Source organism: Achromobacter sp. GbtcB20 (assembly GCF_019091095.1).
In the GTDB taxonomy this organism is placed as follows: domain Bacteria; phylum Pseudomonadota; class Gammaproteobacteria; order Burkholderiales; family Burkholderiaceae_B; genus Achromobacter; species Achromobacter mucicolens.
Genome location: NZ_JAGXJZ010000940.1, coordinates 1 through 233, shown reverse-complemented (window position 1 = coordinate 233; position 233 = coordinate 1). Strand labels below are relative to the sequence as shown.

The 233-nt window shown below is 62.7% G+C and carries 1 protein-coding gene; it reads left to right on the top strand.

Annotation, left to right across the window (positions count from 1 at the left end; translation table 11 throughout):
• Positions 1–233: hypothetical protein (locus KVT32_RS31730; RefSeq protein ID WP_217619600.1), on the top strand; the 233-nt coding region annotated here is incomplete at both ends.

Below are 233 nucleotides of genomic sequence, written 5' to 3'. Positions count from 1 at the left end.
AGGTCAAGGCGAACGGCCTGAAGGAAGACGAGATCAAGGTGGAAGAGGCCGCGATCCGCGACATCATCCGCTACTACACCCGCGAAGCCGGCGTGCGTTCGCTCGAGCGCGAAATCTCGAAGATCTGCCGCAAGGTCGTCAAGATGCTGCTGCTGAAGAAGAGCGACAAGCGCGGCGTCGTCGGCAGCAAGAACCCGGACAAGTTCCTGGGCGTGCGCCGCTACGACCTCGGC